Origin of the sequence: Muricauda sp. SCSIO 64092 (genome assembly GCF_023016285.1) — a bacterium.
Lineage (GTDB): Bacteria > Bacteroidota > Bacteroidia > Flavobacteriales > Flavobacteriaceae > Croceivirga.
Genome location: NZ_CP095413.1, coordinates 1,231,812 through 1,246,730 on the forward strand (window position 1 = coordinate 1,231,812; position 14,919 = coordinate 1,246,730).

Below are 14,919 nucleotides of genomic sequence, written 5' to 3' on the forward strand. Positions count from 1 at the left end.
GATAAAAGTCAGTTTTTCCCTTCCGTATACCCCCTACTTTTGAAGCGTGAAACAGCTTATGGCCATACCGCTCATTTTTATCATGATGGTAAAACCGTTATGGCCCATAGCAGAATACATTATCAATTACGATTATATCGTCACCAACCTCTGTGAAAACAAAAACAGGCCCCAACTGGAATGTGATGGCAAATGCTATTTATCCAAAATGTTGGCCGAAGAATCCAGAAACAATCACAAGAATCCATTTGGTGAACTGCAAATGCTGGAAATCCCATTGCTATTGCCAATTGGTATCACTTCTAATTTTATTGATTTTGAAATAAGGGCCCATCATAAGAACAATCCGATTGGATTTTCGCAAAACTTGCGTGCCCTTCTTCTTGTGTTCAAGATAATTCACCCCCCTGAGCTGTCCTAAAAACCGAAACCCGGTACCAGTCCCTTAGGCGACATAAAGCCTAAACTACTCGGAACAGTCGAATTATCAAATAACAATAATGAATTTTATACAATCAGTTTGCAAAGGGCTGTTGGTTGCCCTTATTTACCACATGGGGTTTTTATCCATGGCCCAAGAAACCAAGACCATAAAATTGTTGGACAAGGACAATGCCATGCCCATTGTAGGCGCAACCTTTGAATACGGCCAACAAAACGGAACAACGGATGAAAACGGAAATTTTCAGTTCGCATATAATGAAGGAGGAACTTTGTACTTATCACACATCAACTATGGAAAATGGGCATTGAATAATGATGCCGTTTTGAAAATGATTCGTGAAAAGGTGCTTTACCAACAAAGTATTACGGTAAATCTATATCCGGTAACGGTAATTGCCCTAAGGCCCAATGAAAAACCTGCGGACAAGGTAAAATTGGACTACCAGGAACAATTGGCCCACGACGGTGCGTCCGTATTGAATCAAAACCCTGCATTAAATAGCATTCGCAAGGGGGGCAACTATGGCTTTGATCCCGTTTTTAGGGGTTTTAAGTATGATCAATTAAATATAGTACTCAATGGGGCCCAGGGCGCAACGGCGGCCTGTCCAAACCGCATGGATCCCCCTACCAGTCAAATGGCACCAAACATGTTAGATCGCATAGAAGTACTCAAAGGTCCCCACGCCCTTAGGTTTGGGACAGGATTTGGGGCTACCATAAATTTTATTCCCACCAAGCTACGTTTCACGGAAGAAGATGCGCTCTATGGCCGCGTATCCAGCGGATATGAGGGCAATGGTACAGTTCTTAGAAATGAGGGGAAATTGGGTTTTAGTGGGGAAAATCACGATATCGCTTTATTTGGTTCATGGTCCCAGGGCAACGATTATACTTCCGGTAACGGTCAGGTCGTAGCAGCGGATTTTAACCGTGGTAGTTTTGGCACCAATTTAGGATTCAACATTTCCGATGACCATCAATTACGGTTATCGGCAATCTATAATATAGCCAGGGACGCCGATTTTCCAGCTCTGCCCATGGACCTGAGGACTGACGACACCTGGCTGTTCAATGCCAAGCATGATGTTACTTTTGAAAACAGGAGCTTGAGTTCCTGGAACACCACGGTTTTTGCCTCATTTGTCGATCATTTAATGGACAATCTCCTTAAACCTCTTGATCCCAGAATGCTGAATGCCGAAACCAACGCCACAACTTATAATTATGGAGGCAGGACCGAAGGTATCTGGGATTTTGAAAAATCGAACCTTTTTGCAGGGGCCGATTTCAGGCGTGAAGGTGCCGAAGGTACAAGGGTTCGCGAATTCTTGATGGGTCCTAATGCCGGACGTACCTTTGAAGATAATGCTTGGCAAGATGGCTTTATTACAAAAAGTAGTGTTTTTGCCGAATACCATTTTAAACCAAAAAACATCCAATTCGTTTTCTCCACAAGATTGGAAGTGAATAGCGCAAACACCAATGATCCTGCCGATGAATTTGCCCAGGTCAATGGAGATGCGCAGATAACCCAATTTAATCCAAGTTTTAGCCTGGGGGCCACAACAACTATTGGGAAGGATTTGGTTATGGGACTTTGGTTGGGACGTGCGCAACGCAGTGCAGGCCTCACGGAACGCTTCATTAATTATTTTCCGGTAGGCCAAGATCCCTTCGAACTATTGGGCAATCCCCAACTTGATCCGGAAGTCAATAATCAGTTGGATCTTTCCTTTCAATGGACGGGTACCCATAGCAATCTGGGAGTAGACCTATTTGCCGGGTATTTACAGGACTTCATATCTTCTTTTATCGATTCCGAGCTGTCACCAAGATTACCCAATAGCCCCGGTGTCAGGAAATTTGTGAATATTGAGGATGCATTTAAGACCGGGATAGAAATTAATTGGAAACAACAATTGTTGGTCGGCCTTCAACACCAGGTGGGTATGGCCTATACCTATGCCCAGGATTTGGAACGTGATGAGCCATTGCCGGAAATTGCCCCTTTGGATTTTAGATATGTCTTGATCGGAGACTATTTTGATGGTAAACTAAAACCTGAACTTACTTTTAGACATGTCCTGCGACAGTCGCGGATATCCACAGAGTTTGGAGAAACGGAAACCCCTTCCTTTTCTTTACTGAATGTGCAATTGGCGTATCAATTGACAAAGGCGACTCGACTCACCGCGGGTGTGAACAATATTTTTGACGATAACTATTATGAACATTTAAATCGCTCGGTAAGGGGAAACAATATTCCCATTTTTGCTCCCGGACGTAACGCCTTTGCGTCCTTAAATTTTGTTTTTTAGCAAAGGCACCTGCCTTACACACTAAACCAGATCTTTTGAAAAAGTACTTCTTATTTCAAAAGATCTGGTTTTTGTGCGATCACCAATGGCCACTAACAATGTTTTGGGCAATTGACGCAAGCGCATTTAGTGACACCCTTCATAACTAAACCCATCCTAAGGGTACTGGGAGCAGGTCAGAGTAGCTTGACCATCAACTTCTTCGATAGTTGGCCCATCGTCTTCTTTTTTGGAATCCAAACAAGCGAACATCGGAAAAATGGAACAAACTACAACTAGAAAATGTAGGAGGTTAGGTTTCCGAAGAAACCCCTTTGGATTTGAAGTCCAGAGTTCCCAACAAAACAATGAAATTCCCTGTAAACCGATAAGTCGTCATTCCTGCATCACCCTGAACGTTTCGCGCGGGAGGTGAGTCGAAGGGAAGGCAGAAATCCATTTGCTCAGGAAATACCGTGGATTCCGCATCAAGTTCGGAATGACAGCATCGTTTGAAAAAAGTGTGTGGAAACTGAAGTAAACCATATTCCCGAAGCCCATAATATAGGTGATGTTTTAAAGTTGGGAATAGTAAGGTTGTCTTAATACTATAATGGTAATACGCATTTTCCTTTGCCTATCTCGGTGACCATTTGGGAAATTGTGGTTTCCTCCAAATTCTTGATGAAGATGTTCTTAATATCCCCAATCAAATGATGAAGGGGACATGGATTCTCTTCATCGCATTCGGCTATACTCAACATACAGGACCGTAGGCGTTGTTCCCCATCAATTACGTCAACAATTTTGATCAATTGGGTTTCCATATTTTCTTCGGTCAAATAAAAACCACCATATGGCCCTTTGACCGAAGAAACAATCCCATGTCTTCCCAATTCCTGAAGCAACTTGGCCGTGTACGCCGTAGGGGCATTAATTGGTTTTGCAACATCCTTTGCAAGAATTTTTTTGGATTCGCTGGCATTGACCGCTAGGTATAAAACCCCTTTTAGGGCATATTTGGAAGAATTCGAGAGCATAATACTTTTTCCAAATGTAAAGATTAAAAGACATTTTTATCCTTTATATGACATAAATCATATTTTTCATAAATAACCACCATTATTTTTGGGCAATTCTTAAAAATCCCGCCCATGAAAATCAATATTTCAATTTTAGCTTGCTTGTTTGCTTTAATCCTTGTTGGATGTGGAGGTAAAACGGAAAAAAAAGAAGAAGGTTTTAGTGTAAATAGGAAAAAATCTCCCGAAAAAGTAGAACAAAGTACTCCTGAAACCAACGATGTTCCTGCCTCCCAACGCATAACCCTGGACAACAAAGGGGTTGGGCAGATCAAGGACATTACCTTGGACCCGGAAATAGACCAGGCCATGGCAAATGCGGGCGGTGAACTCTTCAAGACCAATTGTACGGCCTGCCATAGAACGGACAAGCGTTTTATTGGTCCAAAAATGCAGGGCATTTTGGAACGCAGGAGTCCTGAATGGGTAATGAACATGATCCTGGATCCCCAGCTCATGGTTGAGGAGGACCGTTGTGCCAAGGATTTGTTGGTGGAATTCAACGGCGCCGCCATGTCCAACCAAAACCTTACCGTGGAACAAACCCGTTCCCTCCTGGAATTTTTTAGAACACTCTAAATTTTTTATCATATGAAAGCAACGACCCGACTTAAATTTTTGGTTTATCCGCTGCTACTGCTTTTTTTGGCAGTGGGTTGTAATTCCGCAAACAAGACCGATAAATCCTCCAATTCAACGGAGGGTGTGGGTATAGAAACCAAAAAGGAACAGGGGCAGGCATTTATAGAGAACGATGAATCGACTCCCAATGTCCTGCAAATTGCCATTGGTTCACAGGACCACACTACTTTGGTGGCTGCCGTGCAAGCTGCCGATCTGGAGAATGCCCTTGTTAATGCCGGACCCTTAATGGTGTTTGCACCAACCAATGATGCCTTTGCCGCCCTGCCCGAAGGGACGGTGGAAAACCTCCTAAAACCCGAAAACAAGGATGCACTGGCCAACATTTTAAAGCATCATGTAACCCCGGGCAACTATTCAAAGGAATTTTTGAAAAAATTCAAAAAGCTTGGGCAAGCCAATGGCCAGGATGCACTAATTGAGGTTAAAGGTGAAGACGTTTATGTGGGTGGGGCCAAAATTCTTGGCAGTGTTAGTGGCGGAAATGGAATTGTACACGTAGTGGATAAGGTTATCCTACCACCTTCCGAAGAGTAAATAGCTAAATACCAATAAATACAATAAGACAATGAAAAAAATCTATTATGTTATTGGCGGTCTTTTGGGTGCAACCCTACTTTATATGGGCTGTAATCAGGCCGCTGGTCCAAATACCAGTGGTGCCCTGGCATCATCCGCCGCCGAAAAGGTGTATGTTGCACCGGGTGAACAAGATGAGTTCTATGCCTTCCTTTCAGGGGGATATAGCGGAAACTTGACGGTTTATGGACTTCCCTCTGGACGTATGTTCAAGGAAATTCCAGTGTTCTCCCAGTTCCCAACTTCGGGATATGGATATTCTGAAGAGACCAAACCCATGTTGAATACCTCTTTTGGGTTTGTACCTTGGGACGATTTGCACCACCCCGATATTTCCCAAACCAACGGGGAGTTGGATGGTCGATGGGTTTTTGTAAACGGTAACAATACCCCACGTATCGCCCGTATAAGTTTGGAAACTTTTGAAACCGAGGAAATTATTGAAATACCCAATAGTGGTGGTAACCATAGTTCGGCATTTATTACCGAAAATACAGAGTATGTTATCGCAGGAACGCGCTTCGCCGTACCTGTTCCACAACGGGATATGCCCATTAATGAGTACAAGGGAAACTTTAAAGGTGCGCTTAGTTTTATAAGTGTAGATCCGGAAACCGGCCGCCTGGATTTGAAATTTCAGGTATTAATGCCAGGTTTCAATTACGACCTTTCCCACCCCGGCCGTGGAAAATCACATGGATGGCACTTCTTTAGCACCTACAATACCGAGGAGGCAAATACCTTAATGGAAGTTAACTCCTCCCAAAATGACAAGGATTTTATAGCTGCCATTAACTGGAAAAAGATTGAAGAATATGTGAATAACGGTGGCGGGGAGAAAATGGCTACCAACTATGCACATAATATCTATAGCCATGAAACCCATACGGGAACTTCAACAATGAAAAAAGAGGTCGTTACCGTTGACCCCACCAAAGTTCCGGATGCAGTGTTTTTCTTACCCACTCCAAAATCCCCCCACGGGTGCGATGTTGATCCTTCCGGTGAATACATTATTGGTTCCGGTAAGCTTTCGGCCGATTTAACCGTTCATTCCTTTACCAAAATGCTTGCTGCCATTGAAGGCAAAAAATTTGATGGTGAAGCGTATGGCATTCCCATTTTGAGTTTTGATGATGTCATGGCCGGTATTGTAAAAAGTGGAGGTTTAGGCCCATTACACACCGAATTTGATGCGCGGGGAAATGCCTACACCACGTTCTTCATTTCTTCCGAAGTGGTGAAATGGAGATTGGAAACTTGGGATGTAGTGGATAGAAAACCAACATTTTATTCAGTGGGCCATTTAATGATTCCCGGTGGAAACTCACGTAAACCATTTGGTAAATATGTGGTGGCCATGAACAAAATCACCAAAGATCGTTATCTGCCCACAGGTCCGGAAATGGAGCACTCCGCACAGATTTATGACATATCGGGCGAAAAAATGGAGTTGATCTATGATTTCCCAACACATGGGGAGCCACACTATGCAGCAGGATGTCCGGCAGAATTATTGGCATCCAAATCCAAGAAAATCTATCGCCTGGACGAAAACAAACACCCTTATGCGGTCACCAATCCTTCAGAGGCCAGGGTAGAGCGTAATGGTAACGAGGTACACGTGTATATGAGTACCATCCGCAGCCACTTTACCCCGGATAATATAGAAGGCATTAAAGTTGGCGATAAGGTGTATTTCCATATTACGAACCATGAGCAGGACTTTGATGTTCCCCATGGATTCTCAATTATTGGACAGAATACTTCCGAGCTATTGATTATGCCCGGACAGACCAAAACTTCGGTTTGGGAACCCAAACAAGTTGGTGTGTGGCCATTTTATTGCACGGATTTTTGTTCGGCCCTTCACCAGGAAATGCAAGGTTACGTAAGGGTTTCCCCGGCCAATTCCAATATTGATCTTTCATGGTCACTGGGTGGTGAATAACACAACAACTAACCAATAAAGAAGAAGCGGGTCTGGTGCCATTGGCCCGGCCCGCTTTTAAATTCAAAAGAATGAAAAAAGCAAGTGTGTTGATGATGATAGGTTCAGCTTTGTTGCTGGGTCTCTTTGTTTTTCCCTTGTGGAACATTGAGCTTGGAGCACCACAATACCCTGAACCTTTAGGTCTAAATATCCATATTGATGGATTACAGGGTCAAAGTGAGTTTGATATCCAAAACATAGATGGGCTTAACCACTATATCGGCATGAAAACGCTTCCAAAGCCGGAAGATATGTGGGAATTCACCGTGTTTCCCATTGTCATTGGCGGAATGGCAGCAATAGGTATTCTAATTGGTCTTCTGGGATTCGTGGATAAACTTGGTCCTTCCTGGTTTTTTGGCTGGTTTGTGGTCATGACCATTTTAGGTATCTTGGGTATGTATGATTTTAATGCTTGGATGGTGGATTATGGGACAAACCTAGACCCCAATGCAATCATGAAACTTCAAAATCCGGATGGTACCCCAATGAGTTACAAACCTCCCCTGTTGGGTCATAAAAAAATGCTGAATTTTGATGCCTATTCCTATCCCAGGTTAGGAGCGTATTTAATGTTTATAGGTATGTGCCTGACCCTCTTTGCGGGATATATTGGGGGTAAAACCAGTACTAAAACAACAAAATCACTGACCAAAAAAATGGCCACTACATGAAAAAAGGGATCGTCTATTTTCTGTTGCTCTTTGTCCTGGGGTGCTCCATTGGCCCAAAGCCCATTATTTACGGGGAAACGTCCTGTCATTTTTGTAGCATGACCATTGTGGATAAGCAACATGCCTCCCAACTGGTCACCAAAAAGGGAAAGGTGTTCAACTTTGATGCCATCGAGTGTATGTTAAACCACCTTAACGAGGTTGAAGCACAGAAAATGGGCCTTCTTTTGACCAATACCTATCATGACCCAGAGGATTTAATGGATGCCACCAAGGCAACGTTTTTGATCAGTGAAGGCATTCCGAGTCCCATGGGGGAATATTTAACGGCTTTCAAGACCTTGGAGGAAGCCCAAAAGGCACAGAAGGAACATGAGGGGGAAATCTTTACTTGGGAAGAACTCAGGGCCAGGTTTAGAAAGTAACCTTTTAAAAATACATCCATGTATACCATCAATGTAAATAATACCATTGCCAATCAGTCCTTTGAAGGTGTACAGGTCAAGCAACTGGTAAAAAGTAGTCGTTTTGAAGTGTTGAGCATCAGTATTGCCAAAAATGCCGTTTTCCCCACACATAAATCCCATGAAGATGCCCATTTGATTGTTATGGAAGGTAAAATCACCTTTTATATCGAGGGAAATCCCATAAACCTGATGGAACAACAAGAATTTAGTTTTCCCAAGAACATACCGCATTGGGTAGAAGCTTTGGAAGACTCCAAATTCCTTATTATTCGTTAATGAGAAAATCCCTTTACTTGGCGTTTGGGTTTTTCCTATTATTTACTTGGGGCGTTGCGGCCAAGACCGTAGAAGTATGTGAATCCTGCCCGGTAAAATCCATTAAAGGGGCCATAGCCCTGGCCAAGGATTATGATACCGTTCTAGTTAAAAAAGGAACCTATTACGAGTTTGATATCCTTATTGACAAACCTTTGACCTTAAAAGGGGAGGGCTATCCCATAGTGGATGGCCAAAAAAAGGGGGAGATCATAAAGATTATTTCGGACAATGTAACCGTGGACGGCCTATTTATCATTAATGTTGGGGTGAGCTACACGACTGATTTTGCCGCCATACGGGTAACCAAAAGTGAACATTTCACCATTCAGAATGTGGTATTGGAAAAGTTGTTCTTCGGAATCTATTTGGAAAAATCCTCAAATGGCAAAGTGTACCACAATAAGATTATTGGAGATGCCAAAGATGAATACAACTCGGGCAATGGCATTCAACTGTGGTATTCGCATTATGTGGATGTAAGCCATAACCATGTACAAGGTACCCGTGATGGTATCTATCTGGAGTTTTCAGATAATATTACCATTACAAAGAACACCAGTACCAAAAACCTTCGTTACGGCCTACATTTCATGTTTTCGGACAATGACGTGTATTCCCAGAACACCTTTGAGGAAAACGGTGCGGGCGTAGCCGTCATGTTTTCAAGGAACATAAGTATGCAAAACAACACTTTTAGAAAAAATTGGGGGCCTGCCGCATATGGAATGCTGTTAAAGGAGATCAATGATGCAGACATTCAAAACAATACATTTGAGGAAAACACCGTAGCCATCAGTATTGAGGGATCGAACAGAATTACCTATAAAGACAATGATTTCATAAAAAACGGTTGGGCCATTCGAGTTATTGGGGCGTGCTATACCAATATATTTACGGGCAATAACTTTATGAACAATTCTTTTGACGTTTCCTATAACAGCAAATTGAACGACAATGAATTTCGATCCAATTATTGGAGTGATTATACGGGATACGATTTGGATAGGGATGGCACAGGGGATGTTCCCTATCGTCCGGTAAAACTGTTTTCTTATATTGCCAATAAAACCCCAGAGACCATTGTCCTGCTAAGGAGTCTATTTATGGACATTATTGATTTTTCGGAAAAAGTGTCCCCGGTATTCACTCCGGATAATTTAGAGGACGCCCAACCTTTGATGAAAAAACGCCAATGATACAGATTACCGATTTGCACAAAAAGTTTGGTAAAAATGAGGTGTTAAAAGGGCTTGACCTTACCATTGAACCTGGAAGGATATATGCTATTTTAGGACCCAACGGCTCGGGAAAAACCACTTTGATCAAAAGTATTTTGGGTATGGTACTTCCAGACAAGGGCAAAATAGAAGTTCTTGGCAAACCCATAGAAAAAGGATGGAAATACCGAAAACAAATAGACTACCTCCCACAAATTGCAAATTTCCCAGGAAACTTGAAGGTGAGGGAACTCATAAAAATGATCAAGGACCTTAGGAACGATGAAGGAAATGAGGAACTGTTGATTACAACGTTTTCCCTGCAACCCCATTTGGACAAAAAGCTGTCCAACTTATCCGGTGGTACCAAACAGAAGGTAAATCTGGTCCTTGCCTTTATGTTCAATAGCCAATTACTTATTTTGGACGAACCCAATACCGGATTGGATCCCAATGCCCTCATTAAACTAAAGGAACTTATTTCCAAGGAAAAGGCCAACGGAAAAACGTTACTTATTACTTCCCATGTCATGCAGTTTGTAGAAGAAGTAGCGGACGAGATAGTCTATCTTTTGGAAGGTACAATATATTTTAAGGGAACCATTGCCGCCTTAAAAAAAGTAACCAACCAGCAAAATGTGGAGCATGCCATTGCGGAATTGACCAAAACGGAACAAGATGGGTAAAGTATTGAAATACAGTTTTTACGATTTGGTGCGGAGCCGTTGGAGCTACATTTACTTTCTCTTCTATTTGGCCCTCGGTTTTGTACTGTTGTTCCTCAATAGCGACTTGTCAAAGGCAGTAATCACCCTAATGAACATTATCATTGTCCTGGTACCGCTAATTGGGACCATATTTGGAACCATGTACTATTATAATTCCAAAGAATTTACGGAACTGTTATTGGCGCAGCCCATTAAACGTTCGCACATTTTCCTTGGTCAGTACTTTGGTGTGGCGGGTTCCCTATCCCTAAGTTTGGCCGTTGGCCTTGGCGTTCCATTTATGGCCTATGGATTACTGCGAAGCAATGCCATTTTTGATTTTTCACTCCTTTTGGGGGTTGGTGTATTCCTTACTTTGATCTTTACCGGATTGGCCTTTAATATCGCCATTTCCAATGAGAATAAAATCAAGGGTTTTGGATATGCAGTTTTACTCTGGCTGTTTATGGCCGTTATTTATGACGGTATCTTTTTGTTGTCCCTCATTGTTTTTGAAGAATATCCCTTGGACACCTTTTCCATGGTCGCCACCACACTAAATCCCATAGACCTTTCCAGGACCTTGATTTTATTGAAATTGGACATTTCTGCATTATTGGGGTACACAGGTGCCATTTTCAAAAGATTTTTTGGAACACAACTAGGTTTCTGGGTCTCCATGCTTGTTCTTGTACTTTGGACGCTTATCCCTATCCTTCGTCTAAAATACAAGGCGAGTCGAAAGGACTTTTGATGTAATTCATCATAAATATTATCCAAAAGACTGACTTTTATCATGTTAATCCAAAGGAAGTACACGTAACTTCATATAAGAATTAAAAAGCTAACTGTCATGAAAAAACATGTTCCAATATCCCAAATAATGACCACCAATGTGGTCACCTTGAGTACCAAAGATGATTTAGTAACCGCTGAAGAGCTATTTAAAAAGCATCGTATACGGCATATTCCCGTAGTAAGGGATGGTACGATCTTGGGTATATTGAGCTACACGGATTTAATGCGGATCAGTTTTGCCGATGCCATTGATGATGACGAGTATGAAGTGGACACTATGGTATACAATATGTTCAGCATTGAACAGGTAATGGTCAAGGATGTGGTTAGCGTCACCCCTAATGCTACCGTTAAGGAAGTCGCTCAGTTTTTGGCACAAAAGGAGTTTCATGCACTACCGGTAGTGGATGACGGCAAGCTGGTTGGGATTGTTACTACGACAGATTTAATTCGATACCTATTGGAAATGTATTAGATATTCATCGCCACTTTTGATGATGGTGGTTGGTTTGAACTTTGATTTGGTGAAAGAGAGGAGGTTTTGGAAAAAGCCTCCTCTTTTTATATGCTGTACCCGATTTCAATTCCAAAATCCTTTAAATCCTTGAACAACTGCCGTTCGTCCACAACATTTCCCATTAAATGGACCCCAGGTAAACCAGGTGTATTGAAAACCTGTTTTAAGCACGCTACAACACACAAAGCAGTAAGGTCAAAACTGTTTTTGGCAAAAACGGACACTTCATAATTTTCTGGCCTTCCCTTCACTTTTCCCTTGGCATGGAGTTTAATTTCTGCCTTGGCTTCCTCCCCAACCTCGTTATTTGCGCCTTTGAACAGAAGCCATCCACATAGTTGCCGACTTATTTTTTTGCTCAGTTTTCCCAGGACAACGGCCAAAGGAAATACAAAATTGTCTATAAAACTGCTAAAACCGGACGCATAAACCCCCATACGACCCAATCCCAATTCCTTTTCCAGGCCATATACCTCCTGCATCCTCATGGGAAAACACATTTTTCTCCCAAAAGAATCAAATTGAAAGCTTTTTGAATCCCGATGAGTTGCCTTCTGCCAAACCCCATTTTCTAAAGTTTTCGGGTTTCCATCCATTACTTCATCTATGATTTCATATGTGGATTGGGGTTTCCCAAAAACGGCATCCATGGCAAGGCCCACATTTGCCTCTTCGTAGGAATCAAAATGGGTTTTGGGCAATCGGATCAAGGGCGCTATGATTCCTGGATGAAATCCGGCCTGTGTAATACAAAACCGCTGATTTTCGAGAAATTTCCCATTGTATTTCCCCAATATCCCGGCCACATCCCCCCGCACCAAAATATCAATTAGGTGCGTCTTACAATTTACCGCAGCATCGGCTATATTTTCCATAAGGTCCGGAACAGTAGCGGCAACGATGACCAAATCTGCCCATTTAAAGGGTTCTGTGAGGCTATTGCGTTTTTTGGCGTCCAAGGGATGTAATCTACCCTGGTGCCGGGAAATTCGTTCTGAAGCCGAATTATGAGTTCCTTGGCCCGTGTGGCGTTCCTTCCACCTATGCCCAGTTGGCAATCCGTATACCGCAAAAGATTATGGCAAAGTGATTTCCCTACGCCTCCATATCCCCCCAGAACCAAAACCTTTTCATCCTGCATCCTAAGATTTAGAGTTCGTTTAATCCACTCTTGATCAATTTATAACCCCAATCGTAATGACTACAAGTGGCTGAAATCACATATGCCGCCAAAGAAGTAGATCCCGTCCAGTGATATTTCTTTTTTGTAAAAAGATCCTCATCCGTATGGGCTTCAATGATTTTGTATACGGTCTTATAGGATATCCGCAATAGCCCTTTGATGTCGTCCATACTAACTTTGGAGTATCGTTGTTGTATCTGCCCGTTCAATTCGGGCAACATCCTCCAGGTGTAACCTTTCGCGGGCATATCCGGTTCTTCCCCGGACATGCCAATGGTATACCAATCCAAGAGCAATAAGTGCCAGCTGTGCAAGCGGGCCAGTACATCCTTAACATTCATATTCAAGGTTCCATCCGGAAAATCCCGTTCCAGCTCTTCCTTGGAAAAGCCGTCAACAAAATCCATCAACTTCTCATAGTTTTCCTTAGCTTGAACTAATAAATCTGACTTACTTCCTGGTCTCGCCATTCCATATACTTTTTTGCAACATTCAATGCTCTTAATGATTCTTTCTTTTTGGACATATGTCCATCCATTTTATCCAAAATGGCCCGTAAGGTAGCAATTGCCTGGTTAATATGCGGTCCTTTGTTGAGCATAACACATTCCGCCCTCGCTCCTTCCGCCGCATCACTGATTTCTGCCCTTGTGGGAATTCCATTTTTGGCCAATGTTTCCAAAACCTGGGTAGCCCAAATAACAGGAATATGGGCCGCTTCACATATCCAAAGTAACTCTTTCTGCACCTCGGAAATACGTTCAAAACCCATTTCCACGGCTAAGTCGCCACGGGCAATCATCACGCCAATTTTATTGCGTTCCATTCCCTTGATCAAAATACTGGGAAAGTTTTCAAATGCCTCCTGGTTTTCTATTTTGAATACTACCCCAATATCTTTTGCATTGAGGGCATCCAATTCATCATAGAGGATTTGAACATCACTGTCGCTTCGTACAAAGGAGTACCCTAAAATGTCCGCATGCCCACAGGCAAATGGCAATACGGACATATCATTTTCAGTAAGGGCCGGAAGGTTCAATTTTGTATGAGGAAGGTTAATCCCTTTTTGTAAGCCTAACTTAGGCTTAAAACACTTCACTATCTCTATGGTTATGCTATCCTCATCCTTATCGACAACCAGCCCTTTGATCATGCCATCATCAAACAAAATTGGATCCCCAAGCCTTACATCATCTATGATTTGCGGTAGGGAAACATTGAGTTCGGCCACCCTGACCTGTTTTCCTTTTTTGTTGAATTTGGAAGTGGGGACGGAAATGGGCAGTTTGGTCAAAATAAGACGTTCCCCCTGCCGAAGGACCATTTTCTTGCTTCCCTTTCCCTTCCCTTTTTTATTGGAAAGGGAAATACCTCCCGTGCGAATTTTGGGCCCTGCCAAGTCCATGTAGATCTTAATGGATTTCCCCAAACTTTTTGATACGGTCCGAACATTATGGACCATGGCCTCCCAGATGGTTTCATTATCATGTCCCAAATTGATTCGGGCCACATCCATTCCATTTTCCGCCATCTGCCGAACAATGGTTACATCAAAGGCTGCCGCCGTGGGAAGTGTGACCATAACCTTGGTCTTCGCATTTTCTTCAGTGGAGCCAAATAGACTTTCTATGTGCCTGTTGAGTAGATTTCTACTTTCCTGATATCCAAAGGACTCTTCACTGAAATCAACCTCAATATGGCTACCGGATATTCGTTGAAGATTGTGAATGACATTGTTCAAATTCTGCAGAACATACCCCTCGGCAGTACGTATGGACGAAAGCCCAAGTTCCGACAATGCATCTTGATAGGGTCGTAGGTCAAAACTACGCAGGACCAAATAGTGAAAAAGATTGGCAGCACTTTGGACATAGTCCCCGTGAAGACCTCCTTTTGGCAAATCAATCTTTGATTGCCCGTATAAGATGGCCCTTTGGACACAGCCCAATTCCTCCACTAATTGCTCAATCTTCATCTTCAAATCATTTCTTACAC

Annotated in this window: 17 protein-coding genes; 12 read left to right on the forward strand and 5 right to left on the reverse strand. The window is 42.6% G+C overall.

Going from position 1 to position 14,919, the window contains the following annotated elements:
- The first annotated feature begins 46 nt into the window (after positions 1-46).
- A complete protein-coding gene (locus L0P88_RS05145) occupies positions 47-421 on the forward strand; it encodes a hypothetical protein (RefSeq protein WP_247133547.1) in 375 nt (124 codons plus the stop codon).
- A gap of 79 nt (positions 422-500) precedes the next feature.
- Positions 501-2,765: a TonB-dependent receptor domain-containing protein gene (locus L0P88_RS05150; protein ID WP_247133548.1), complete on the forward strand. Its 2,265-nt coding sequence runs from the start codon at positions 501-503 to the stop codon at positions 2,763-2,765.
- Between the two features lie 587 nt (positions 2,766-3,352).
- Here L0P88_RS05150 and L0P88_RS05155 read toward each other — a convergent pair.
- Positions 3,353-3,784 (reverse strand): RrF2 family transcriptional regulator, encoded by a 432-nt coding sequence (locus tag L0P88_RS05155; RefSeq protein ID WP_247133549.1) that lies wholly within the window; start codon positions 3,782-3,784, stop codon positions 3,353-3,355.
- A gap of 114 nt (positions 3,785-3,898) precedes the next feature.
- On the opposite strand from L0P88_RS05155, the gene L0P88_RS05160 reads away from it, so the two are divergent.
- The 10 genes from L0P88_RS05160 (at position 3,899) to L0P88_RS05205 (ending at position 11,696) form a co-directional block, all read left to right on the forward strand.
- Positions 3,899-4,405 carry a c-type cytochrome gene (locus L0P88_RS05160; protein WP_247133550.1) on the forward strand — a complete coding sequence of 169 codons (507 nt, stop codon included), beginning with the start codon at positions 3,899-3,901 and terminating at the stop codon, positions 4,403-4,405.
- Between the two features lie 12 nt (positions 4,406-4,417).
- Positions 4,418-5,005 (forward strand): fasciclin domain-containing protein, encoded by a 588-nt coding sequence (locus tag L0P88_RS05165; RefSeq protein ID WP_247133551.1) that lies wholly within the window; start codon positions 4,418-4,420, stop codon positions 5,003-5,005.
- A 31-nt stretch (positions 5,006-5,036) separates the two neighbouring features.
- Positions 5,037-6,998: a Sec-dependent nitrous-oxide reductase gene (gene nosZ / locus L0P88_RS05170; protein WP_247133552.1), complete on the forward strand. Its 1,962-nt coding sequence runs from the start codon at positions 5,037-5,039 to the stop codon at positions 6,996-6,998.
- 71 nt (positions 6,999-7,069) lie between these two features.
- A complete protein-coding gene (locus tag L0P88_RS05175) occupies positions 7,070-7,714 on the forward strand; it encodes a hypothetical protein (protein WP_247133553.1) in 645 nt (214 codons plus the stop codon).
- Positions 7,711-8,139: a nitrous oxide reductase accessory protein NosL gene (locus tag L0P88_RS05180; protein ID WP_247133554.1), complete on the forward strand. Its 429-nt coding sequence runs from the start codon at positions 7,711-7,713 to the stop codon at positions 8,137-8,139. The genes L0P88_RS05175 and L0P88_RS05180 overlap by 4 nt, the downstream gene beginning before the upstream one ends.
- A gap of 18 nt (positions 8,140-8,157) precedes the next feature.
- Entirely contained in the window at positions 8,158-8,457 is a 300-nt protein-coding gene (locus L0P88_RS05185) for a cupin domain-containing protein (RefSeq protein WP_158776855.1), read from the forward strand.
- Positions 8,457-9,695: a nitrous oxide reductase family maturation protein NosD gene (locus L0P88_RS05190; protein WP_247133555.1), complete on the forward strand. Its 1,239-nt coding sequence runs from the start codon at positions 8,457-8,459 to the stop codon at positions 9,693-9,695. The genes L0P88_RS05185 and L0P88_RS05190 overlap by 1 nt, the downstream gene beginning before the upstream one ends.
- A complete protein-coding gene (locus L0P88_RS05195) occupies positions 9,692-10,402 on the forward strand; it encodes an ABC transporter ATP-binding protein (protein ID WP_247133556.1) in 711 nt (236 codons plus the stop codon). Before L0P88_RS05190 ends, L0P88_RS05195 begins: the two co-directional genes overlap by 4 nt.
- Positions 10,395-11,177 (forward strand): ABC transporter permease, encoded by a 783-nt coding sequence (locus L0P88_RS05200; protein WP_247133557.1) that lies wholly within the window; start codon positions 10,395-10,397, stop codon positions 11,175-11,177. Before L0P88_RS05195 ends, L0P88_RS05200 begins: the two co-directional genes overlap by 8 nt.
- Before the next feature lie 99 nt (positions 11,178-11,276).
- Entirely contained in the window at positions 11,277-11,696 is a 420-nt protein-coding gene (locus L0P88_RS05205; RefSeq protein WP_158776851.1) for a CBS domain-containing protein, read from the forward strand.
- Positions 11,697-11,782: 86 nt separating this feature from the next.
- Here L0P88_RS05205 and L0P88_RS05210 read toward each other — a convergent pair whose 3' ends face one another.
- From L0P88_RS05210 to L0P88_RS05225, 4 genes are read right to left on the reverse strand one after another with little or no spacing between them, the layout of a single operon-like run.
- Entirely contained in the window at positions 11,783-12,613 is an 831-nt protein-coding gene (locus L0P88_RS05210) for a hypothetical protein (RefSeq protein ID WP_247133558.1), read from the reverse strand.
- Positions 12,601-12,879, reverse strand: coding sequence for a hypothetical protein (locus L0P88_RS05215; RefSeq protein WP_247133559.1), 279 nt, complete (start codon positions 12,877-12,879; stop codon positions 12,601-12,603). Before L0P88_RS05215 ends, L0P88_RS05210 begins: the two co-directional genes overlap by 13 nt.
- Positions 12,880-12,887: 8 nt before the next feature.
- Complete coding sequence (locus L0P88_RS05220) at positions 12,888-13,391, reverse strand: ClbS/DfsB family four-helix bundle protein (protein WP_247133560.1); 504 nt, start codon at positions 13,389-13,391, stop codon at positions 12,888-12,890.
- Entirely contained in the window at positions 13,358-14,899 is a 1,542-nt protein-coding gene (locus L0P88_RS05225) for a pyruvate kinase (protein ID WP_247133561.1), read from the reverse strand. Before L0P88_RS05225 ends, L0P88_RS05220 begins: the two co-directional genes overlap by 34 nt.
- Positions 14,900-14,919 lie beyond the last annotated feature (20 nt).